Source organism: Shewanella sp. BC20, from assembly GCF_003129585.1.
Taxonomy (GTDB): domain Bacteria; phylum Pseudomonadota; class Gammaproteobacteria; order Enterobacterales; family Shewanellaceae; genus Shewanella; species Shewanella seohaensis.
This window is the reverse complement of the sequence record NZ_NHRI01000031.1, coordinates 13,075-34,359: the sequence shown is the minus strand read 5'-3', so window position 1 is coordinate 34,359 and position 21,285 is coordinate 13,075. Positions and strand designations below refer to the sequence as shown.

The 21,285-nt window shown below is 48.1% G+C and carries 21 protein-coding genes and 2 rRNA genes; 6 read left to right on the top strand and 17 right to left on the bottom strand.

Annotated features, from left to right (window positions below; translation table 11 throughout):
• Both CBX96_RS21105 and rrf read left to right on the top strand, forming a co-directional pair.
• Window positions 1–107 (top strand): 23S ribosomal RNA (locus CBX96_RS21105); the annotation flags it as partial.
• A gap of 130 nt (window positions 108–237) precedes the next feature.
• A 5S ribosomal RNA gene (gene rrf / locus CBX96_RS21100) occupies window positions 238–353 on the top strand.
• A 222-nt stretch (window positions 354–575) separates the two neighbouring features.
• Here the strand turns inward: rrf and hemB are convergent.
• From hemB to rraA, 12 genes are all read right to left on the bottom strand, one after another.
• The gene (gene hemB, locus CBX96_RS21095; protein ID WP_039978014.1) at window positions 576–1,586 is read right to left on the bottom strand and encodes a porphobilinogen synthase; all 1,011 of its coding nucleotides are present in this window, start codon (window positions 1,584–1,586) and stop codon (window positions 576–578) included.
• Window positions 1,587–1,595: 9 nt separating this feature from the next.
• On the bottom strand, window positions 1,596–3,473 hold the full coding sequence (locus CBX96_RS21090; RefSeq protein ID WP_109287967.1) for a diguanylate cyclase: 1,878 nt from the start codon (window positions 3,471–3,473) through the stop codon (window positions 1,596–1,598).
• Window positions 3,466–4,269, bottom strand: a complete 804-nt coding sequence (locus CBX96_RS21085) for a TatD family hydrolase (protein WP_109287966.1) — start codon at window positions 4,267–4,269, stop codon at window positions 3,466–3,468. Before CBX96_RS21085 ends, CBX96_RS21090 begins: the two co-directional genes overlap by 8 nt.
• The gene (locus tag CBX96_RS21080) at window positions 4,269–4,778 is read right to left on the bottom strand and encodes a hypothetical protein (RefSeq protein ID WP_109287965.1); all 510 of its coding nucleotides are present in this window, start codon (window positions 4,776–4,778) and stop codon (window positions 4,269–4,271) included. The genes CBX96_RS21085 and CBX96_RS21080 overlap by 1 nt, the downstream gene beginning before the upstream one ends.
• Before the next feature lie 49 nt (window positions 4,779–4,827).
• Window positions 4,828–5,577 (bottom strand): twin-arginine translocase subunit TatC, encoded by a 750-nt coding sequence (tatC, locus tag CBX96_RS21075; RefSeq protein ID WP_109287964.1) that lies wholly within the window; start codon window positions 5,575–5,577, stop codon window positions 4,828–4,830.
• 3 nt (window positions 5,578–5,580) lie between these two features.
• The gene (tatB, locus tag CBX96_RS21070) at window positions 5,581–6,024 is read right to left on the bottom strand and encodes a Sec-independent protein translocase protein TatB (RefSeq protein WP_109287963.1); all 444 of its coding nucleotides are present in this window, start codon (window positions 6,022–6,024) and stop codon (window positions 5,581–5,583) included.
• A gap of 6 nt (window positions 6,025–6,030) precedes the next feature.
• Window positions 6,031–6,288 (bottom strand): Sec-independent protein translocase subunit TatA, encoded by a 258-nt coding sequence (gene tatA / locus CBX96_RS21065; RefSeq protein WP_011624283.1) that lies wholly within the window; start codon window positions 6,286–6,288, stop codon window positions 6,031–6,033.
• A 59-nt stretch (window positions 6,289–6,347) separates the two neighbouring features.
• Complete coding sequence (ubiB, locus tag CBX96_RS21060; protein WP_109287962.1) at window positions 6,348–7,997, bottom strand: ubiquinone biosynthesis regulatory protein kinase UbiB; 1,650 nt, start codon at window positions 7,995–7,997, stop codon at window positions 6,348–6,350.
• Window positions 7,994–8,614: an SCP2 domain-containing protein gene (locus tag CBX96_RS21055; protein WP_109287961.1), complete on the bottom strand. Its 621-nt coding sequence runs from the start codon at window positions 8,612–8,614 to the stop codon at window positions 7,994–7,996. Before CBX96_RS21055 ends, ubiB begins: the two co-directional genes overlap by 4 nt.
• Window positions 8,614–9,369, bottom strand: a complete 756-nt coding sequence (ubiE, locus tag CBX96_RS21050; RefSeq protein WP_086902287.1) for a bifunctional demethylmenaquinone methyltransferase/2-methoxy-6-polyprenyl-1,4-benzoquinol methylase UbiE — start codon at window positions 9,367–9,369, stop codon at window positions 8,614–8,616. Before ubiE ends, CBX96_RS21055 begins: the two co-directional genes overlap by 1 nt.
• Window positions 9,370–9,610: 241 nt before the next feature.
• A complete protein-coding gene (locus tag CBX96_RS21045) occupies window positions 9,611–10,663 on the bottom strand; it encodes a formimidoylglutamase (RefSeq protein WP_109287960.1) in 1,053 nt (350 codons plus the stop codon).
• Window positions 10,664–10,793: 130 nt separating this feature from the next.
• The gene (gene rraA / locus CBX96_RS21040) at window positions 10,794–11,279 is read right to left on the bottom strand and encodes a ribonuclease E activity regulator RraA (RefSeq protein ID WP_011624278.1); all 486 of its coding nucleotides are present in this window, start codon (window positions 11,277–11,279) and stop codon (window positions 10,794–10,796) included.
• A gap of 323 nt (window positions 11,280–11,602) precedes the next feature.
• Here rraA and CBX96_RS21035 point away from each other — a divergent pair, with 323 nt between their 5' ends.
• The 4 genes from CBX96_RS21035 (at window position 11,603) to CBX96_RS21020 (ending at window position 15,496) form a co-directional block, all read left to right on the top strand.
• Window positions 11,603–11,851 (top strand): YgjV family protein, encoded by a 249-nt coding sequence (locus tag CBX96_RS21035; RefSeq protein ID WP_011073879.1) that lies wholly within the window; start codon window positions 11,603–11,605, stop codon window positions 11,849–11,851.
• 354 nt (window positions 11,852–12,205) lie between these two features.
• A complete protein-coding gene (locus CBX96_RS21030; protein WP_011624943.1) occupies window positions 12,206–12,718 on the top strand; it encodes a phosphatase PAP2 family protein in 513 nt (170 codons plus the stop codon).
• 73 nt (window positions 12,719–12,791) lie between these two features.
• Window positions 12,792–13,832 carry an MJ1255/VC2487 family glycosyltransferase gene (locus CBX96_RS21025; protein WP_109287959.1) on the top strand — a complete coding sequence of 347 codons (1,041 nt, stop codon included), beginning with the start codon at window positions 12,792–12,794 and terminating at the stop codon, window positions 13,830–13,832.
• 140 nt (window positions 13,833–13,972) lie between these two features.
• Complete coding sequence (locus CBX96_RS21020; protein ID WP_258295083.1) at window positions 13,973–15,496, top strand: thioesterase; 1,524 nt, start codon at window positions 13,973–13,975, stop codon at window positions 15,494–15,496.
• A gap of 145 nt (window positions 15,497–15,641) precedes the next feature.
• Here CBX96_RS21020 and CBX96_RS21015 read toward each other — a convergent pair whose 3' ends face one another.
• The 5 genes from CBX96_RS21015 to CBX96_RS20995 all read right to left on the bottom strand — a co-directional run bounded on the left by CBX96_RS21015 (window position 15,642) and on the right by CBX96_RS20995 (window position 20,999).
• Complete coding sequence (locus CBX96_RS21015; RefSeq protein ID WP_109287958.1) at window positions 15,642–16,079, bottom strand: energy transducer TonB; 438 nt, start codon at window positions 16,077–16,079, stop codon at window positions 15,642–15,644.
• Window positions 16,080–16,171: 92 nt separating this feature from the next.
• Window positions 16,172–16,783, bottom strand: a complete 612-nt coding sequence (locus CBX96_RS21010; RefSeq protein ID WP_011624272.1) for a DedA family protein — start codon at window positions 16,781–16,783, stop codon at window positions 16,172–16,174.
• 168 nt (window positions 16,784–16,951) lie between these two features.
• Window positions 16,952–17,872, bottom strand: a complete 921-nt coding sequence (locus tag CBX96_RS21005) for a manganese-dependent inorganic pyrophosphatase (protein WP_011624271.1) — start codon at window positions 17,870–17,872, stop codon at window positions 16,952–16,954.
• A 143-nt stretch (window positions 17,873–18,015) separates the two neighbouring features.
• Complete coding sequence (locus CBX96_RS21000; RefSeq protein WP_011624946.1) at window positions 18,016–18,477, bottom strand: YhcH/YjgK/YiaL family protein; 462 nt, start codon at window positions 18,475–18,477, stop codon at window positions 18,016–18,018.
• Window positions 18,478–18,605: 128 nt separating this feature from the next.
• The gene (locus CBX96_RS20995; protein ID WP_041408905.1) at window positions 18,606–20,999 is read right to left on the bottom strand and encodes a TonB-dependent siderophore receptor; all 2,394 of its coding nucleotides are present in this window, start codon (window positions 20,997–20,999) and stop codon (window positions 18,606–18,608) included.
• Between the last annotated feature and the right edge of the window lie 286 nt (window positions 21,000–21,285).

Below are 21,285 nucleotides of genomic sequence, written 5' to 3'. Positions count from 1 at the left end.
TAAGTCCACTAAAGAGCCGTTCGAGACTAGGACGTTGATAGGTCAGGTGTGTAAGCGTTGTGAGGCGTTGAGCTAACTGATACTAATGACTCGAGAGGCTTAACCATACAACCCAGATGGGTTTTGCTAAGTGATCCTTAGACGAAATCAAACACTTAAGAAGTGCAACTCAATCCAGCTTTCCGAATTCATTTACTGCCTGCGTGAGATAAGACAGGTAAGTAAATAGCAAATTTGCTTGGTGACAATAGCATTGTGGTCCCACCTGATCCCATCCCGAACTCAGAAGTGAAACGCAATCGCGCCGATGGTAGTGTGGGGTCTCCCCATGTGAGAGTAGGTCATCGCCAAGCGCCTAATTAAACAATGAAGCCAGCTGAATAAGCTGGCTTTTTTGTTTTTCGAGTTTGCCATTTCATTATCTTTATTCCTTCTATTCGCCTCTGCGAAGACGATATTCATTGTTTGCTTATCGATTTGAACGATAAAGCCGTAGATCTAAGAGCTTTGTTCGGGTCAATAAAAAGGGCAGCGTATGGCTGCCCTTTATGCTTAGAATTGGTTTTTAAGCCCGATTATTTAGCTTCTTTTAGCCACTGTGCTGCACGTTTGGCGAAGTAGGTAAGGATACCATCGGCGCCAGCGCGTTTGAAGCATAGCAGCGATTCCATGACGATGGCCTTTTCTGCTAACCAACCATTTTGAATGGCCGCCATATGCATGGCATATTCGCCACTGACTTGGTAAGCGAAAGTGGGTACGGCTAATTCGGTTTTTACGCGGTGAACGATATCTAGGTAAGGCATACCGGGTTTCACCATTACCATATCTGCGCCTTCTTGGATATCTAGCGCAACTTCATGCAGAGCTTCATCGCTATTGGCCGGATCCATTTGATAGCTATGCTTATTGCCACCTTTTAGGTTGCCTGCTGAGCCGACGGCATCGCGGAATGGGCCGTAGTAGCTTGAGGAGTATTTGGCTGAATAGGCCATGATTTGAGTGTTTACATGGCCTGCGGCTTCCAGCGCTTGGCGAATCGCACCAATACGACCATCCATCATGTCCGATGGGGCAACAATATCTGCGCCCGCTTCGGCGTGGGATAGGGCTTGTTTCACTAAGATCTCTGTGGTGATGTCATTCAGGATGTAGCCTGTTTCATCGATAATGCCGTCTTGGCCGTGGGTGGTGAAAGGATCTAAGGCTACGTCAGTCATGATACCCAGCTGTGGGAAGGCCTTTTTCAGTTCACGTACGGCGCGTTGCACTAAAGCTTCGGCATTGTAGGCTTCTTCTGCCATCAGCGATTTCTTCTCTGCTGGCGTAACAGGGAACAGGGCAATTAACGGAATACCGAGTTCGACTAGCTCTTCGGCTTCTTTTAACAGTAAGTCGATAGAGTAGCGCTCAACCCCTGGCATAGAGGCAACTTTTTCACTGCGATTAGTGCCTTCAAGCACAAACATGGGATAGATCAAATCATTGACTGTTAGATGGTTTTCAGCCATCAGACGACGGCTAAAGTCATGTTTACGCATGCGGCGCATTCTGCGCTGAGGGAAGGCACTGGTAATGATGTTCACATTAGACTCCTAAGTAGGTTCTGTTTGTGCTGGCGCATACAATTTGACTTGATTGCGTCCGCTATTTTTTGCCTGATAGAGCGCCTTGTCGGCTTGCTCTAATAATTCGGTACTGTGTTGGTCGTTACTGATCACGTCGGCACTGACACCGATACTCACGGTCAAGGGAATGGGCTTTCCTTCCCATTCTAGGCCGATGCTAGTCACTGCATCTCTTATGCTTTCAGCGACTTGAATGGCGCCGTCCGCAGTCGTATTGGGGAGAATAATAGCAAATTCTTCACCACCAAAACGTGATACTAGATCGGTTGGTCGTTTTAAATGTTGCTGCAAGGTTGTCGCTATCACTTTTAAGGCCTGATCCCCAGCTAGGTGGCCGAATTGATCGTTAATCGATTTAAAGCGGTCGATATCAAGCATCAGTAAGGCGATGGGGGTCTCTTGGCGACGACTAATCCGGCTCTCTGCGAGCAGTCGTTTATCGAAGGCGCTGCGGTTTTTCACACCGGTTAAGCTATCAATAGTGCTTTGCTCGGTAAGTTTTTGGTTAACTTCATGCAATTCGCGCAGGGTAATCTCAAGCTCTAGCGTGCGCTCCTGCACCATCTGTTCGAGTCTTTCATTGGTTTCAGCTTCCACTTTTAAGGATTCCTCGCGCGCACTACGGATCTTTTGCGCTTGCTTGAGGGCCTCCTGTTGAATGCGGAGCTTAGATTTACGCTCATCGTTATAGCGGATGGCTAGTACCAACGACATAAAGATGATTTCGAAGGTGAGTCCAAGCATCACCGGTGTTTGCGGCTTGATATTGAATTCGATAACACTCAAATAGAGTAGGCTGCTGATACATGCGCCGGTAAGCATACTCACCCAGCCAATGGTGTAGAGCTTTGCCAGCTTTTGACCGTTAATGGCTTGTATGATGGCGAGTATCATCATGATGATGCTGAGTATCGCTACCGAGATTATCTCGATATACAGCACGGTTCCGTAGCGCAAAAAGGGGACTAAAAGTCCAACAAGAATAATGTAGACCGCACTGTAGCGGCACATTAATAACATCCGGCGGTTATAGTATTTTAGTTGCAGGATTTTCTCGGTGAACATTAAGGCAAAGGCCATCACCAGAGGTAACAGCACGGGAACCATAAGTTGCTGTAACGCGGGCCAATTAGGCCAGAGAAAACGGAATGCATAACCATTGATCGTGGCCACCAATAACGTCATGCACAGGACATAACCTGAGTAATAACTATAGCTAAATGAACCTGAGGCTAACGCGATAAACAGGCTGAAGATCCCTATCGCGGCGAGCACGCCGAGCTGGAAGCCATGCTCAACGGCTGTCGATTCGGCAATTTGAGCTAAATCATTGGCTGACCAAAGGCTTAGAGGGACAGCGGCGCTGCCTTCGGTAACGATATGCAGATAGAAGGTGTGTTGCTCATTGGTGCTCAGTTTAAAGGGATACAGAAAGATATTGCTCGGCAGTGGGCGGTTCTTATAGAGCAGTGTATCCCCCATCTCAGTGGTGTTGACGAGCTGATTATTCACTAGATGAAAAACGGTCACTCTATCCAATAATGGATTATCGAGGGCGAGAATGCGTGCAAGACTCCCATCACCACTCGTAAGGTTTACTCTCAGCCAAAAATCATGTTGGCAAAGGCGTTGAATATCATCACTGGTAAACTTGTGCCATTGCGACTTGGGCAACGCCTGAATATCGTCTAGCTGACTGTTAGCATTGGCGTGCGTCACCATCAACCAAGGAGTTAGGTTTAGTGGTGTAGGCGTGTGTTCATCTATGCTCATCGTATTGGCAAAACTGCCAAATGATATGAGCATACCGAGTAACAAAACCAATAAGCTGCCGAACTTAGCCATTCGCTTGACTCAAATTAAAAAAGGCTAGGCTATTGTGATAGCACTGTTTGGCAAATTCAGCCGCATTTTCACCCCGTAGATTGGCAATATATTGCGCGATATAGGGCAAGTACTCGGGTTTATTTTTACTGGACTTAGGCTTGGGCCGCATACTGCGCGGTAGCAGGTAAGGACTGTCCGTTTCAATCAATAAACGCTCTTTGGGAATAAACGGGACGAGCTCGGCAAGTTCTAGGCCGCGTCTCTCATCACATACCCATCCTGTAATGCCTAAATGTAGATCGAGCTCGATATAGGCTTCCATTTGAGCACGGGTGCCAGTAAAGCAGTGTAGTAATGCTCCATTGAGATGGGGGCGGTATTCTTTAACAATACTCAAAAAATCATCGTGGGCATCTCGTTCATGCATGAGTACCGGTTTTTTGAGTTCAACCGCGAGTTCGAGTTGGTCGATAAACGCTTGGCGCTGGGCTGGGCGAGGGGAGAAGTCTCGGTTGTAGTCGAGTCCACATTCACCGACAGCAACAACTTGTGGCGCTTGGCAGAGTGTGGTTTGTAACTGCTTGGAGTCTGCTTGCCATTCGCTAGCATGATGGGGATGTACGCCTGCGGTGCAGTAAAGCTGTTTGGGATACTGTTGGCATAATTGAATGGCGGCGGCGCTTTCAGTTAAATCGCTGCCAATAACAATTAACGGCGAAACCCCTTGGTCCGCCGCTGCTTGTACTATTTGCGCTATGTCTGGTTCGAGTGCGCTGCCAAGCAAGTTGACAGCGATATCTATATAAGATGGCATTATTTTAGGCGTTTTACCCTCACCTTAGCATTACGACTTTCAGTGCCCATTAAGAAAGAGCCAAGCGCGGCTTTTTCGATAAAAACTTTTTCACCGACTTTTAAGTTGAATTTACGGCCTTCGGTTTGTTTCCAAACTTGGCCATTGGTAAAGGTAATCTTTAAGGCGCCGTAAGGGTCTTCTGCGATAGACTCCACATCGAGATAAATTTTGTCAACAATATCTTCTTGCACAGGTTTTGGTGCAATTCCAAATTCATTTTCGACTTTAGCCGTTGAGGCTGCTGTGGTGGATACTGCAGTAGTTGGCACTGCGACAGCCACTGGTGCTATTGCTTTAACAGAGGTCTGTGCGCTGGCTCCTTGAATGCTGGCGGCTAAATTATCGTAACAGATCAAGCGGTCTAATTTATCTGGTATCACTGAACACTCTGTTAATTGTTGTTCAGTACTTGCATATGTTTGTGCCGATACCATTATCAGAGCCATAGCTAGAAAACTTAAACGCATAAACTTGTCCTTCCCTTATTATTATTTTCCTCTAATGCCGATTGAGGCATTAGTCGTTCGTTGATTCTTCTTCGTCGGACTCGTCATCAGGTTTAGTGTAAAAACGAGCCGCAAATAATCCGCCTTCGAACAATAACAGCATTGGTACGGCAAGCATAGTCTGAGAAATAACATCGGGTGGCGTTAACAGCATGCCTACTACGAATGCGCCGACAACAATATAAGGGCGTTTTTGCTTGAGATCTTCAGGAGTGGTTACGCCCGCCCAGCAAAGCAGGACTACGGCAACTGGGATTTCAAAGGATAAGCCAAAGGCAAAAAATAACTTCAGCACAAAATCGAGATAGCTGCTGATATCCGTTGCTACCTGTACTCCCTCGGGGGCTGTGTTGGCGAAGAAGCCAAATACCACTGGAAATACAACGAAATATGCAAAGGCGATCCCTAAATAAAACAGTACAGTGCTACTGAAGAGTAGCGGCATGACTAAGCGTTTTTCATGCTTATACAAACCGGGCGCCACGAAGGACCAAATTTGATAGAGCACGTAGGGAACAGCCACAAAAAATGACAGGACTAACGTCAGTTTGAAAGGGGCGAAGAAAGGTGCGGCGACATCGGTCGCAATCATGCTGCCACCTAAGGGCAAAGACTGCATTAAAGGGATTGCCATGTAGTGGTAAATATCATTTGCCCAATACACGCTACAAATGAACACGATTAACACACTGGCAATGGATTTAAGCAGCTTGGACCTGAGTTCAAGCAAATGGCTGATAAGTGGCTGCTGTTGCGACATGAATTATCCGTTAGCTTTCGGGTTGGAACGGGTATCCTCGCCCTGATTGGATGCGCTAGTGGGGGCGGAGGAAGCCGAAGGACTCGCCTCTGTAGAAACACTCTGGCTCGCAGGGTTGTGGATCTGGTTTTCCGGTGCGGGAACATCTTGCACTTGGTAAGGACGATTCACAGACTGTGCTGCTTGCTTTAACTGGTCGATCGACTCTTGCAGTTCGGGTGAGAGGTTAGATAGACCTTTACTCTCTGCTTTTTTGAGGTCGGCGTGCAACTGCTCGATCTTTAGCTCTTGCTCAAGTTCTTCTTTGACTGAGTTGGCCATGCGTTTCATCGCGCGGATCCAACCTGTTACTGAACGTACTGCAACCGGTAGACGTTCGGGGCCAAGTACCACAAGCCCCAGAACACCGATCAGCAGCAGCTCCATAAAGCCGATACCGTCAAACATAAAGAGTTACGCCTGTTCTTTGTTAGACTCAGGTTTCTTTTCAGTCGCCTGTTGGGTTGGTTGTGCAGTTTGTGCTGTTTGCACAGGTTTTGCCGCTTCAGCATCTTCTAACGCTTTCTTATCTTCTTCTGAAGACATAGCGTTTTTAAAGCCCTTAACAGCACCACCTAAATCACCACCCAAAGAGCGTAATTTCTTTGTTCCAAACAATAAGACAACGATTAACGCAATGATAAGAAGTTGCCAAATACTAATGCCACCCATGAAGGTATCCTCTTAATTGATATCGGTTCTATTATGAACCTCTGATTAATTAGTGCTAGCTAAAATTTACGATTCTTTGGCCTAGATCGCCATCCGATAATCCACAACACCGCGCCTGAAATCAGACACACGTAAGGGCTCCACAGTGTAGCGTCTTGGTTGAACAATAACGTGCCGCAGATCAATAAAATTGCAGAAGTGATGAGCAAGTAATTACTCTTGTGTGCTTGCTGCTGATATTTCAGATACTTATCTAGCATTTGTTGCTGAGAACTCAGCAATTTCCTGCCTAATTTAAGGTTATCGTAAATTAGCTCAGGGAATTCCGGAAGCTTATCAGACCAATATGGCAGTTTTGTGGATACCTTTTTAAACATTGCCTTAGGGCCCACTTGCTCGGCCATCCACTGTTCTAAAAAGGGTTTCGCCGTTTGCCAGAGGTCCAGCTGCGGATAGAGCTGTCGTCCTAAGCCTTCGATGTAGAGTAATGTCTTCTCGAGTAGCACGAGCTGAGGCTGCACGACGATATCGAAGTGGCGTGCGGTGCGAAACAGTTCTAATAACACGTGGCCGAAGGAGATTTCATCTAAGGGCTTGTTAAACATGGGTTCACAAACGACCTTGATGGCTTGCTCGAAGGCCTGTAGATCAGTTTTTTCCGATACCCAACCGGACTCGATATACAGCTGCGCGATACGGTGGTAATCACGGTTGAAAAACGCGAGGAAGTTTTCCGCTAAATAGCGCTTATCGACTTCGCTGAGTGTGCCCATAATGCCGCAATCTAAGCCGATATAATAAGGATTCTCGGGATGATCGCGGGAGATAAAAATATTCCCTGGATGCATATCGGCATGGAAAAAGTTATCGCGGAACACTTGGGTGAAAAACAGCTCTACGCCACGCTCGGCCAAGAGTTTAAAGTTAGTTCCCTGTGCCTTCAGCGCGGCGATATCCGATACCGGAATACCGTAAATGCGCTCCATCACCATTAAACGTGGATAGCAAAACTCTTCGTAGACATACGGAATATAGAGTGCGTCTGAGTCGATGAAGTTATTACGAAGCTTAATGGCATTGAGAGCTTCAAGCTTAAGATTGAGCTCACCTAGAATGGTCACACGGTAATCTTCAATCACCTCAGAGGGGCGCAGGCGATTCCCCTCACCGAGGAGATAATCGATGACCTTAGCCGTTTGCGACATCAACAACAGGTCAGCTTGGATTTTAGCTTCCACATTCGGGCGCAGCACTTTTAATACCACGGCCTTGCCGTTGGATTTGAGCGTGGCGGTATGCACCTGAGAAATCGAGGCCGAGGCTAATGGTGTTTCGTCAAAGTCGTCGAAGTAGCTCTCGATGGGGGCTTTAAGTTCGGCTTCAATCGCTTGCCGCGCCAAGGCGCCATCGAAGGGCGGGACTTTATCCTGCAACATGGCCAGCTCAGTCGCCCATTCATCGCTCAGTAAGTCACGGCGGGTTGACAGCATTTGCCCGAGCTTAATATACACGGGGCCAAGCTCTTGCATCGCCAGCTTTAAACGCTCGCCACCGGATTTGCCTTTGTGCTTATTGCGGATCCAAAACAGGCTGTTGCGGGCGAGTTTAAAGTACCAAGGGGTCATCTTTGGCGGTAATACGTCATCTAACCCATATTGCAGTAGGGTTTTAATGACATGATAACCGCGGCGGATACTGGCAAGGGTCATGGCTTAATTTGATCTCTTAATTTGGCAATCCGTTGTTCGAGCGCACGAGTATCGTCAACTAAGTCATCCATTTGATCGCGAAAATGAATGAGTTCAATCCGGTGTGGCGCAAGGCGATATTCTTCGATAGCGAGTTGCCCCAAATGCGAGCGGGTCTTACGCAGCACTTCAAGTGCTAAGGTTTTGGCCTGTAGTCCCGTGCTCAGCAGTTTATGGGTTGGCCCATCGCCTAAGTAACGTGACAGAGGCTCGGCAAAATCAAACTCTATGCTACGCAGATAATGGCTGAAGCTTTGTAACAGATTGAGGTCACCTTCGAGGCTGAGCTTATCCTGTTTGATGAGTTCGGTGAGGTTAGCACCTTCTGTCACGCGGTAGAGCGTCGTGGCATCGGCATGCAGGCTGACATCTACATCGCCTTCATAGCGACTCAGTACTTGGATTTCTTTGGCGAAGACCAAGTAAATTGGCCAGCTGAGTTGTGATAATTGAATGCGAAAGACTTTGCCATGTAACTGACGCTGGCGAGCATAGGCGTCGCCAGCTTGGGTCTGAAGTTGCTTCAGACCCGTCTCAATGGCGGCGCAGGCAAGTAACACCACTTCTTGCGGCATCATTAGAATTTATAACCGCGGTGCAGGGCAACAATGCCGTCGGTCATGTTGGTGTAATCGACCTGTTCAAAGCCCGCATCGACCATCATTTGCTTGAGGGTCTCTTGGTCTGGGTGCATACGAATTGACTCGGCAAGATACTCATAGCTGTCGGCGTCTTTTGTAATGATTTCACCCATTTTCGGCAGCACTTTAAAGCTGTATAAGTCATAGACTTTACGCATCAGCTCGTGTTGCGGCTTAGAAAACTCTAATACTAACAATTTACCGCCCGGCTTAAGCACGCGGTTCATTGAACGCAGCGCCGCGTCTTTATCGGTTACGTTACGCAGACCAAAGGCGATAGTGATGATATCGAAGTGGTTATCGGGGAAAGGTAGCGCTTCGGCGTTGGCTTGCACATAGCTCACATTGCCAACGATGCCGCGGTCACGCAGTTTAGTGCGGCCCACTTTCAGCATAGAATCGTTGATATCCGCTAATACCACTTCGCCTTTATCGCCCACCAAATGGGAGAACTTAGCGGTTAAATCGCCAGTACCACCCGCAAGGTCGAGCACTTTCATGCCAGGGCGCGCACCAGAAACTTCAATGGTGTAACGCTTCCAAAAACGGTGAATACCGAAGGACATAACGTCATTCATGATATCGTACTTGGCGGCAACCGAATGAAACACGCCGGCAACGAGATCGGCCTTTTTATCCGCCTCTACGGTTTTATAACCAAAGTGGGTATTTTTAGATTCGCCCTCAGACATCAATGTATTCCTATTGTTTTGCAAAGTATTAGTGGCGAGTGTAAGCCATCGCCTGCATTTGCTGAATCTTTGATCTATCACTCTGTGATCGAGTTAGTAAACTCTCCTCAAGGCGTTGGCTTGAGGCGTTTGGCATTGGCCAATGTTGAGTGCGCCGACCCGATAAAATGGATTGGCATTAGACCACAATATCAGGATTTGGTGAATAGCTTAGCGCCCACAAGGGCGCAAGCTTAACATGCTATTGGGCTAAAAAATGACGTCTTGCCTGCACATAGGCATAGATTAACTCGCTGATACTCTGGCCGACATCCCTAAATCCGGCTTCAATACCTGCTTCATGGCAACTCGGCGCGGCTTCGGCCAAGTGCAAATAAGCACAGGGACAATGGCTGGCGATGTAACTGATATAGTGCGCGGCATCGAGCAGGGGAATGCCAGCCGCCGTTGAGGCGCTGCTGGGCATTTTTGCAATCGCATCGACATCGAGCTCTAATCCAACGGGTAGTGCGGTGTGATTGAGTTTGCCAGCAATCTCCTGGAGCGCCTCAGTGAGGCTCACTTCGCGGCGAATCCAGATCTGTTGCAGGCTATGCCAAGTGCCACCAAAGTCAGACAGTTGTTGGAGATTTGCCTCACTGTTTTTGAGCTCGTGCAAACCGAGCACATGGTAATAACCCAGTGCGCCGCGATCGGCGGCATAACTAAAGCCATTACCGCTGTGACGCCCTTCGAGTAGACGAAAATCACTGTGTGGATCTAAATTCACCGCGGCAACTTGGCGTTGATAATGGGCCGAAGTCGCCATTAACAGGCCGTAGGCATTGTTGTGGCCACCGCCAATCACTATGGGTTCAAGTCCTGCGGCTTGTATGGCGCTAACGATACTAATCACCCGTTCATCGAGTTGCTCAACCGCTTGGCGTAAATGGGGTAGGCTCGCGCCTTCGCCGTCCTGTGCTTGAAATTGCAGATCCGCCGTATGAACTTGTCCTAAAATCAGGCATTCGGCGCCCGAAAGAAAACGATTCGACTGTAAATTGAGCCACTGGCGCATGCTGGTGGTAAAGGCATCGGTGGCGCCGCCTCTGCCTAAGTTTGCCCGAGGGCCGATATCTTCCCCTACGCCTAAAATGGCAAATTGAGCGCCGTGGGCTTTGGCTGTGGCGAGTATCGCCTCGAGCGGGTATTCGTGATTGGCCAAATGTACACATTGACCAATTTTGGTTTCACCCGCTCTCGGGCTCACTAGACTGGCCATATCGGCTTGGGTAAATGGAATAAATTCAGACATGGATTCGTATTCTTATCGGTAGGGACAGGGATATTGTGGCGTACCCAAGGACGAATATTCAATGGGACTTAGCGAAAAACAGCCAATAAAAAAGCCAGCTTAGCTGGCTTTCTTGATAGGCAATTTGTCATTACTCAATGTCGAGTGGTTCTGGCGACAGGATAATGCCAGTGTTATCGGCATAAATATGATCGCCTGGGAGGAAGGTTACGCCGCCAAAGTTGACCGGAATTTCCACTTCGCCCACTGAATTGCCATCGGCACCTACTGGAATCGAGGCAAGGGCTTGAATGCCGATGTCTAATTCTTCCAGCGCATCCACATCGCGTACTGAACCGTAAACGATAATGCCTTCCCAGTTGTTGTTGACTGCGATTTCAGCGATAGAAGCATCGATCAGGGCGCGGCGTAATGAGCCACCACCGTCAACCAGTAAGACTTTACCTTGGCCATCTTCTTGTAAGACCTCGGTGATTAGGCCGTTGTCTTCAAAGCACTTAATCGTGCTGATAGAACCGCCAAAAGAGCTACAACCACCGTAGTTACTGAACATGGGCTCGACTACATCTACGACATCTAAGTACATGTCACATAGTTCTGAGGTGTTGTATTCCATATTTACACTCCTATTGATCCGCGTTGCGTACAGTTTAGCGAGTTTACGCCAGTATAAAAGGGATTACTGAAAAGAAAAGTGTTATCAATCACGGTATTGTTGCACTTGGGGGTTAACACTTCTGTTGTAAACTTTCGTCACTTAACAGGGGTTTGTCCTCAAAACTTGATATCGGTCATTAAATAACGGTTTTTTATTACAACTCTGTTGCGTGTTTTGGTATTATATCCCAAGTTTAAATTAACTTACTTAACTTAATTTGCTTTAGGGGCAAGGACCCCCCGGTACGCTTATGGACGGTAGAGGGCCTTCGAGAGGTGCCTATGGAAGCTGTAAACACAATTGAAATTATTGGTTATTTTGCCTCAGTAATGGTGGCAATTTCACTTATGATGAAGAACATCATCTGGTTAAGATGGTTAAACTTTGTCGGCTGTACCCTGTTTGTTATCTACGGCGTATTTATTTCAGCCTGGCCAGTTGCAGGTATGAACGCTTTCGTAGCCTGTATCAATATCTATCATCTGACGAAAATTTACCGCGCCAAAGCGTTGGAACAAGCCGTCGCTTGAAGGTTTTCTGACAGTGTTGCCCGCTCCTAGCATCAGGGCAGCACTGTATCTCCCCCACGTTTTCCTCTCTTTGCAGTCATTACTTCATTCATCGCGATTTATTTCATCTTTGCGAATGTCATAAAACTTTAGGCCTGATGTCACTTTGCCGTCATCGGGAGTTCTTAGTCTCACCTTAACACTAAGTACTTAAGCAATATCTGTTTAAGTCGCCATAGGGTTTAGCGTGGGGTTCTATCGTGAAATAGTCGTCTGACAGGGCGTTAAAACATGCAGACGCTAACGGTTGTCGAGAGAATGCACTCATTAACATCGCCATGATACTCGCTGGCATGCCAGCAAGGAGCCTGTTTTATGTTGAGTTACATTACAGACTTAGATAAGCGCATGTTTTATCGCATTGTGGGTTTGAGCCAACGTCATGGTGTTTATGATTGGGCGAAGCGGATATCGGCAACTGGAGATGGGCATGTGTATCTGTATCTTGCCGTCGGGTTGATGCTGACACACGCCCAAGGACAGAGCCTATTCAATCTGCTGTTAGCAAGCTTTTTGATTGAATTACCGCTGTACTTATTACTCAAAAATAGCATTCGCCGCACTCGGCCCTGCCACGCCTTGGTTGGGTTTGAGAAGGGATTCGAGCCTTCAGACAGATTCAGTCTACCTTCGGGGCACACGGCGGCCGCCTTTGTGATGGCCACGAGTGTGGCGCAGGTATATCCCATGGCTGCACCCCTTGCCTACGCCTGGGCGCTCTGTATTGGTGCCTCGCGCATTGCGCTAGGGGTGCATTACCCTTCAGATATTGCCGCTGGCGCCCTGTTAGGTACTGGGGCTGTGCTGCTGGTACATCCCGTGATTTAACCCAAATCAGGCGCTTATTCGTTAGGTACCTCCTTGATTTACCACTCTTTCATTCACAATTAAAGGATAAGCAATGCGAATACTCTACGGAGTTCAAGGCACAGGGAATGGCCACCTAAGTCGTGCTCGAGTGATGGCAAAAGCCTTAATTGAGCACAATATTCAAGTCGACTTTTTGTTTTCGGGGCGCAAGCCTGAACATTTTTTCGATATGGAGTGTTTTGGGGAGTATCGCGTACAGGCGGGCATGACCTTTGCGACTCACTCAGGGCGAGTGAATGTATCGCAAACGGTGAGACAAAATTGCTCCTTGTCATTGCTTAAGGATATCCAAGCATTGGATTTGAGTTGCTATGACCTAGTGCTGAATGATTTTGAACCCGTATCCGCATGGGCAGCGAGGCGCCAAGGCGTCCCCTCTATTGGTATAAGTCATCAAGCGGCTTTGACTCACCCAGTGCCTAAGTTGGGGAGCACTTGGTTTAATGAGTTGCTACTCAACTATTTTGCGCCAGTGGACGTGGCACTGGGGTGTCATTGGCATCATTTTGGTTTTCCGATCCTACCTCCCTTTGTCGAGGTCGATGCCAGTCCCATAGAACATACCCATCAAATTTTGGTGTATTTACCCTTTGAAGAGGCGGATGCGATCGCCGAATTTTTTAAGCCTTTTACGGATTATCAGTTTTTGGTGTATCACGCTAAGCAGCCGACTGCACCGCTTGCCGACCATATTCAATGGCATGGTTTTAATCGTGACGGATTTAAACAGCACTTAGCGAGCTGCGGTGGAGTGATTGGTAATGCCGGATTTGAGTTGGCGAGCGAGGCGCTGACCTTAGGTAAGAAGTTGTTGGTCAAGCCGCTGATTGGTCAATTCGAGCAGCTATCGAATGTGGCAGCGCTGCAATTATTGGGCGCGGGTGACAGTATGATGAGTCTGGACATGGGCGTGGTCAAACGTTGGCTCAAGGCGGCATCGCCAAATCCCATTGCCTATCCGCAGGTGGGTGATGCCTTAGTGAAATGGATTTGCAGCGGTCAGTGGCAACATACAGCGCTATTATGCGATGACCTTTGGAGCCAAGTGAAGCTGCCCGACACCTGGCGCTAACTCGAGCTAAGCTTGATGATAAAAGGCATCGTCTACTCTAGCTGGAAATTTGGGGTTAGCGTATAATTTGGCCAATTTTGCTGTTAGCCCCAGCAGCGTGTCTATATTGGCCTAGTCTGGCCACAATTTAGTTGTCATAAATGAGCCTTAAGAAGTTTACTCAGTACAAGTTACTGTTTTTGATGTTGTTGTCCCTCGGTATTTTACTTCCTTTTATTCCTGACCAAGCCTATCACATCCCCGGCCCTGATATTGCTACGCAAAATCTGCATGTGATTGAATTTAATGATCAAGGTCAGCCACATAACGATGGACAATGGCAAGGGCTCAAGGCGCGGATTTTACAACCCAATAATGGCACGGCTCCCGAGTTGCTGATTTTTGTCCACGGCTGGCACCATAGCGCGAATCCGACGGACGAAAACTTTGTCGCGTTCGAACAGTTTTATCAGCAGATGGCGGCATCCGACTCCCAGCGTAACCTATTGGGTTTATACATAGGTTGGCGTGGTGACAAGCTGGATCCCTTCTGGCTCGATGGCTCAGAAGATGCCACCAGTTGGATTGAGCCGCTGGATTTCCCGACCATTTTACAGCGTAAAGCCGTGGCCAAGCGCATTGGGCAAACTGGGTTATCGCAGCTGCTGGATAAGCTGGATGGGTTAGTGGCTGAACATCAATTACTGCGTTATACCGTGATTGGCCACAGCCTTGGCGGCTTAGTGGTGCTGCACGCCAGTAAAGATCGAATCAAGGCGGCCATCGATAATGAGCAGGATAATCCGAATCTTTTCTTGCTGTTAAATCCTGCCGCGCCGGCGCAGGATTTTAAACCACTCGATACGCTGATGAGCTTAGATAGGCAAAAACCGAGTATGGTGGTGCTGCAATCTAAGGGCGATTTTGCGGTAAAAGAGGCCTTTAATTACATCAAGGACGGCGAGCGGGCACTGGGTAACTCTTGGGCTATTACCCACGATATCGATAAATGTTCTGGCGGTAATTGTTCGACGCCGATGAAGATGCCTTCGGCATTAATGGCCCATGACGAAATTCCCGGTTGTATGATGACCTTGCCGCATTCGGGTTGGAAAATCCGTGCTCGCCTGCAGGCGCGGCGCAGTGTGCAAACCTGCCCAGACGCCAATATGCAGGCTGTATGGGTGCTGGCCGTGTCCGATGAAATTGTCTCTGGGCATAATGGGATCTTAACGCCGGACCACGCCAAGGCGCTGTCCGAGGTGATGGGGATGATTGATTTGTATCGAAATCAATTGCCTAAACATGCGGTCGAAAGCCCAGCGAATGAAGATTTAGCCACGTTGGCGCCCGACTCGGAAGCGGCAAGCTCGTCGGATACGCAAACAAATACCCCAGCAGAGCCCGTGGTGTTAGTCGAGCCATTACCTGAAGGCGAACAACCTAAGCCACAAGATTCAACAGAGTCACAAGAGACGCCAGAGAAGCCAGAGAAGCAAACACTTATTGAGGAGCATTCCTCTGTAGTGCCGCCATCAGATGAGCACACCCCGCCGCAAGCGACGGATAAGGCTTCGAATGCAGCGGGTGGGGAAACGAAACAAGAGGAAGCCGAGACCACGGTAAAGCCGCCAGCCATTAATGCTGAGTCTCAAACTAATGCGCAACCTCAAATTAATACTTAGCCCCAAACCGAGATAAATACCACTAAGGATACTCAACCTAATGAACCAACTCAGCCTCAACCTAAGGTTGAGACTGAGTAAATCGACGGGAGGATTTTCTCTGGGGGCTTGTTTAACCTTTGAGAAAATTAAATGTGTTCAATGGTTAGCTACAGGCGAGTTGTGCCTGTTGCTTACATTGTTTCTCTGATTCCGCGGAAGAAGTTTCCCCAAGGCAATAGTCGAGTCTGACAGTGCGTTTCTCGGCGGTTTTAACTGTAGAGGTGGGTGTCCACTTCCATGTTTTAAGTATTTGTTTTGAATATTTGCCAATCGCATTATTGGGGACAGAATTGATGACTTCGATATTTTCAGTGTCACCTGTCTCGGAAATGTCGAAGGACAGCACTGTACAACCCGCTATGCGCGAACGCGCGAGTTCTATTGGGTATTGGGGTTGCTGTGTACTGTCGCGTTCCCAAACAAAATCGCTACTCGGGCTAATATTGGTAACTTGTACATCACCATAAATATGCTTAGTTAATGCTAAGCATGGGGTGGTAAGTAGTAAAAGGGCGAGAGCGCCCCAAGCAGAATACTTCATCTACACTCCTTGTTTATTCACTATCCGTTTAGTTAGAAGGGTAACCTAGCTGCCCACTTTATCTGATCAAAACAGTGTTTGTAATATACTTTTTACTGATTTTTAACCTGAAATTTACGCCAGCTAAAATGAAGTAAAAGGACTAAGAGCAGGCTAACGATTGCCCATGTCGGGTATTTATGTTGATGATAAAACGTGAGAATAGGGGCGATTTCATCGCGGATTAACACTGGGCCTAAGCCAAAAAGCGTTACCCAAATGCTGGTGGCGAGTAGGTTTCCCATCACGAATTGCTTAAAGGGCATTTTGGCTAGCCCACAGCCAATAAACATAAACTGCTTAAGCCCTTCGACAAAGCGGCTGAGCACTAGGGCGGCTATGCCATACTGGCCAATCACACTGTGGATCTTGTCCTCAAGCTGCGGCTTTATCCAACCTTTTCGCAGCAATACCTCACCGAAGCGGCGACCGATAAAGTAGCCCAAACTGTTGCCACTCAGGGCGGCGACGCAGGCAACGATTAAGACTAATGGCAGCGACATTTGCCCCGTAGCGGCCAGTAAACTGGCGACAATCAGTAAGGATTGTCCCGGTGCAGGAATACCAAATCCCTCGACGGCGATGGCCACAAAGAGCAGCAGATAACCGTATTGCTGCAACCAAGGTGTCATTTCGGTGATAAGGTGTTGTAAGGCTTCTGGCATGATGAAAACAGAGTGCGAGAATGAATCATCCCATCTTACTCGGCACCGCCAAATTTAGGATAGCTTTATGAGCAAAGTTTCATGCCGATTTTATGGAATGGCGCATATTCAAGGCACAAAAAAGCCGAACTGAGTTCGGCTTTTTATGTATGACAACTTAATGCTAGCTTAAGCGAAAGCGGCCTGCAGTTGTGGCACAACTTGCTTCTTACGGCTTAATACGCCGTCTAACCACACTTTGCCATCGACTGGGGTTTTACCGTAGGCACGGTTGACCAGATCGGCATCGTCAGAAACCACTAAAAGCTCTGAGCCTTCTTTCATAATGTCTGTCAGCAGTAACAGTACGCTGTGACGGTTGCCTTCAACCTTCAGTGCTTTGATATCGGCTTCCAGTTCGGCTTTGATTGAATCAAATACAGACAGATCAATCACTTCTAACTGGCCGATACCCACTAAGTTACCGTTCATGTTGAAGTCTTTAAAGTCGCGCATCACGAGATCGCGTGCTGGCGTGCCTTCAACAGCCGATTTGACCTTGAACATTTCCATGCCCAGCGCTTTAAAGTCTTCAACGCCAGCGATTTCGGCTAAGGCCTCAACGCAGCGGATGTCGGCTGTAGTGCAGGTAGGTGATTTGAAGATCACAGTGTCGCTCAGGATGGCGCACATCATGATGCCAGCGATATTTTTAGGGATGGCAACTTGGTGGAAGTCGTACATCATCTTAATGACTGTGTTGCTGCAACCAACAGGGCGGATCCAGCACTCTAAAGGCGTATCAGTGGTCAGATCGCCTAATTTGTGGTGATCCACAATACCTACGATAGTCGCTTGAGCGATATCGTCCGGTGCTTGAGTCAGTTCTGAGTGGTCAACAATGTAGACCTGCTCGCCAGCATAGCTGGTTTTATATTCTGGCGCTTCAAAGCCAAAACGCTCCAGAATAAAAGCGGTTTCGGGTGATAACTCACCTAAACGTGCGGCAACGGCTTCTTCACCGATTTGGTTTTTTAAATAAGCTAACGCGATAGCACCGCAGATTGAATCAGAATCGGGGATTTTGTGACCGACAACGTACATAGGCATTTCAGGGACTCTCCTTTAAATTTGTGGCAATTTTAACAATATTTCGCCCGATTCGGAAATAGCCAAAGCGCATATCGCTGCGCCCTTAAGTCGCTATCCCACTAAAAACCGACCGCTGGCAGTGGCCATTATTCACACCGGTGTTAGATCTTCACTTTTATCACGACTTTACGCACCGCTGTCGGTGTATCACTCGTGCCGGGCATATGCATGTCGCCAGGGAAAAAGAGCGCGAACATCCCCGCCTTTAGTTGAATGTAGGAGGCGTTGGCTTTATTCGACTCGTAATCGAACTCGGCGTAATCGTGCTTTTCGAAATAAGGTTTTGAGGGTGTTTGGTCGGCCAATGGTAGATAGCCAAACTCTTCTTCTCCGCTGACCACATACTGCACATCGATGTATTTTTGATGTACTTCAAAGGGTTCGGTCGATTGTGGCTTAGTGTGGTAGTCGTTGACTATCACGAAAATATCCTCGCCATCGAGGGGATAATTGCCAACGGGCAGTTGGCTAAAGTCAGTGCTGGCAAGATGTGCTAATGCCGTGGCAATGCGTGGACTGAGTGATTGATAAATATGGCGATTAGCTAAGGTATCGACAATCATGGGCTACTCGATATGGCGTAAGTAAATGAGTGAACTGTAAAGATTATAATCAGTTCACCGCCGTTAGAACATAAGCGATAGACATAAAAAAAACAGGCCATAAATGGCCTGTTTTGATGGTTTGCGGCTTAGTAAGTGTACTTAGCCTCGAGGAAGTAGTAACCCCCATTAAATCCAAACGGTGTGTTGGTTAATGGATAGACGAAAATACCATTGAAGTTATTGTCATCTGGGCGTTTTTCAGGATACACATCAAACAAGTTTTGCACACCAGCGGTGAAGCTTAAAGCATCGGTTGCGGCGTAGCGCACGGATAAATCCATCACCCATTGGTCGCTGTAATTCACGTCACCCGTTGAGTAACCCACAGTGTAATCGCCGAAGTAGCTGAGGCGAATGTTAGTCTTAAAGTCACCTAATTCATGGGTCAGACCTAGGTTACCCGTATTGTGCGGCGTGGCCGAGGTCATGCGGGTTTGTTCGATATTATCGAAGAGTTTAGGGCCTAGTCCGTCCAAAATTTCAGGGAAATGAATATCTTGAATTTCGGTTTTGTTATAGGCGTACGCCAAGTTAGCGCGTAAATCGCCCCAGTTGCCGAGATCAAAATCTTGGCTCACCACTAAATCGACGCCGCGAGTACGGGTATCGACGGCATTAATAAAGAAGCGCGCCGATTCTGCATTAGTATTGGCTAGCGCCGCCGCAACAGCGGGTGAGTCGTTTGGCGTCACTGAGCTTGAGAGGATAATCCTGTCATCGATTGAAATCTGATAGGCATCCAAGGTCAGGGCTAGGCCCGTATCATTGGTGTAGACCAAGCCTAAGCTGAAGGATTGCGATAGCTCTGGGTCGAGCTCGTTAATACCTAGCGCCTTAGTCACTGGCGATAAAGTGTTGAAAGTGCCTGATTCTGTTGGCACTAACTGGCCCGTAGTTGGATCAGGATTGAACAGGGTCGAGATATTGCTGAAGTACAGCTGTTGTACGCTCGGCGCTCTAAAGCCTGTGTTCACTGTGCCGCGCAGCGCTAAATGGTCGGTGAAGTCGTAACGGCCCGCGAGCTTCCAACTGGTGTTGCCGCCAAAGTCAGAATAGTTTTCGTAACGCAGCGCCGCCGCCCAATAAAACTCAGTAGTTAACTGGTTTTCAAGCTCGACATAAACACCGGTATTGTCGCGAGTTTCATCGACTTCTGATTCGGGCGTAAAGCCAGTAAAGCCTTGGCTACCCGCAGCACGGTTATCATAACCGCCATTGATATAAGAGTTGGGTTCGCCCGCCTCAATCTGATAGCCGTTTTGGCGCCAAGAGACACCCGTCGCCACTAAGATCTCTGAATCATTGGCAAAGTTATAGTAGCGCGAGGCATCGATGTTTAGGTTTGCTTCGCTGGTGGATAGGGTGCCCGCATCGAATTCTGTCGGGCTATCTGGGCCGAGTGATGCGTTTAGGGTGTTCACAATATTGTATTCGAACGAGTTACCGCCATAGCCCGCTGAGGTATCGATATTCCATTCACCGAGGGTGAACTCATAGCCTAGGACTAATGATGAATCGATGATCTTAGGATTGATCTGCGGTAAAAAGCCGTCGGGATACAGCTCGGTCAAGTTACGAGCATCGAGCGCGCGGCGATAAAATGCGCCGGATTTGGTTTCACGCTGGCTAATGCCACCGAAGGCATAGAGTTTACTGTCGCTTGAGAAAGGCTGCGCCGCGTTGATAAATAGGCCTAAGTTATCGTATTCGGCGTCGCCCACTTGGTGGCTCTTGCGGTTGAAAGTCGCTTCACGCGGATCATCCGAACCGTCTGGCAGCTTAGGATATTGTTGGCGTGGATCTAAGCCTGCGCGGTTGGTGCTGTCTTTATGGTGAGCTTCAACGCCAATATTCACAAAACCGTCGTTGTTTAGGCTGATCCCGTGGTTCACACCTACGCGCCATTGTTCACCGTCACCCAGATAGGTTTGGCCCGCTTGAGCCGACACGCTACCGCCTTGGTCGTTGTCTTTTAAGACTACGTTAATAACACCAGCAATTGCATCTGAGCCGTATTGTGCCGAAGCGCCATCACGCAGGATTTCGATGCGCTTAATTGACGTCATCGGAATTGCGTTCAAATCGACGTTAGATGAGCCCTTGCCGACAGTGCCACTTAAATGCACCAGCGCCGAACCATGGCGGCGTTTACCGTTTACCAGTACGAGCGTGTGGTCTGGTGACAGGCCGCGTAAGCTGGCTGGGCGCACTGCGTCTGAGCCATCGGTGACCGATGAGAAGGGGAAACTGTAACTTGGCGCGGCAAATTGCAGCGCCTTAGCGGTTTCGGTCATACCGGTGGATTCGAGTTGCTCCGCGGTAATGATATCGACGGGGGCAACGCTGTCGGTTGCAGTGCGCAGGGCGATCCGCGAGCCGACCACTTCAATTTTCTCAAAGCTGCTGGCCTGTTCTTCTGCGTGTACGACAGGAAAAACCAAAGTTGAAGATACTGCTAATGCGATAACGGCTGGACGCATAAAACCTCTCAATGTGGAGTAACCTTTAGGCTGGAACGAAAACATTGAACCAACGAAAGTAACAATTCGATAGGGTGAAGGTTATCACTGTAACAATTGTTACATCTAGACAGAAAAGAACTAACTCAGAGCTTACTGTTCTAGATAATCCCTTAAAGCCAGTCGAATATATCGCCACTTTGAATGTGATGGGCTAAGTGAATAAAATCATCCAGATCCAGTAGGTGTGCTGAAGGTTTATCGCGCTTAGTGGCTGTGTTTTAATGGCGCTAAACCTCAGGTTTGA

Coding starts and splice junctions, on each gene's coding strand:
- CBX96_RS21090 (WP_109287967.1), bottom strand. CDS start 3,473: ATGGCTAAGTTCGGCAGCTTATTGGTTTTGTTACTCGGTATGCTCATA.
- CBX96_RS21085 (WP_109287966.1), bottom strand. CDS start 4,269: ATGCCATCTTATATAGATATCGCTGTCAACTTGCTTGGCAGCGCACTC.
- CBX96_RS21080 (WP_109287965.1), bottom strand. CDS start 4,778: ATGCGTTTAAGTTTTCTAGCTATGGCTCTGATAATGGTATCGGCACAA.
- tatC (WP_109287964.1), bottom strand. CDS start 5,577: ATGTCGCAACAGCAGCCACTTATCAGCCATTTGCTTGAACTCAGGTCC.
- tatB (WP_109287963.1), bottom strand. CDS start 6,024: ATGTTTGACGGTATCGGCTTTATGGAGCTGCTGCTGATCGGTGTTCTG.
- tatA (WP_011624283.1), bottom strand. CDS start 6,288: ATGGGTGGCATTAGTATTTGGCAACTTCTTATCATTGCGTTAATCGTT.
- ubiB (WP_109287962.1), bottom strand. CDS start 7,997: ATGACCCTTGCCAGTATCCGCCGCGGTTATCATGTCATTAAAACCCTA.
- CBX96_RS21055 (WP_109287961.1), bottom strand. CDS start 8,614: ATGATGCCGCAAGAAGTGGTGTTACTTGCCTGCGCCGCCATTGAGACG.
- ubiE (WP_086902287.1), bottom strand. CDS start 9,369: ATGTCTGAGGGCGAATCTAAAAATACCCACTTTGGTTATAAAACCGTA.
- CBX96_RS21045 (WP_109287960.1), bottom strand. CDS start 10,663: ATGTCTGAATTTATTCCATTTACCCAAGCCGATATGGCCAGTCTAGTG.
- rraA (WP_011624278.1), bottom strand. CDS start 11,279: ATGGAATACAACACCTCAGAACTATGTGACATGTACTTAGATGTCGTA.
- CBX96_RS21035 (WP_011073879.1), top strand. CDS start 11,603: ATGGAAGCTGTAAACACAATTGAAATTATTGGTTATTTTGCCTCAGTA.
- CBX96_RS21030 (WP_011624943.1), top strand. CDS start 12,206: ATGTTGAGTTACATTACAGACTTAGATAAGCGCATGTTTTATCGCATT.
- CBX96_RS21025 (WP_109287959.1), top strand. CDS start 12,792: ATGCGAATACTCTACGGAGTTCAAGGCACAGGGAATGGCCACCTAAGT.
- CBX96_RS21020 (WP_258295083.1), top strand. CDS start 13,973: ATGAGCCTTAAGAAGTTTACTCAGTACAAGTTACTGTTTTTGATGTTG.
- CBX96_RS21015 (WP_109287958.1), bottom strand. CDS start 16,079: ATGAAGTATTCTGCTTGGGGCGCTCTCGCCCTTTTACTACTTACCACC.
- CBX96_RS21010 (WP_011624272.1), bottom strand. CDS start 16,783: ATGCCAGAAGCCTTACAACACCTTATCACCGAAATGACACCTTGGTTG.
- CBX96_RS21005 (WP_011624271.1), bottom strand. CDS start 17,872: ATGCCTATGTACGTTGTCGGTCACAAAATCCCCGATTCTGATTCAATC.
- CBX96_RS21000 (WP_011624946.1), bottom strand. CDS start 18,477: ATGATTGTCGATACCTTAGCTAATCGCCATATTTATCAATCACTCAGT.
- CBX96_RS20995 (WP_041408905.1), bottom strand. CDS start 20,999: ATGCGTCCAGCCGTTATCGCATTAGCAGTATCTTCAACTTTGGTTTTT.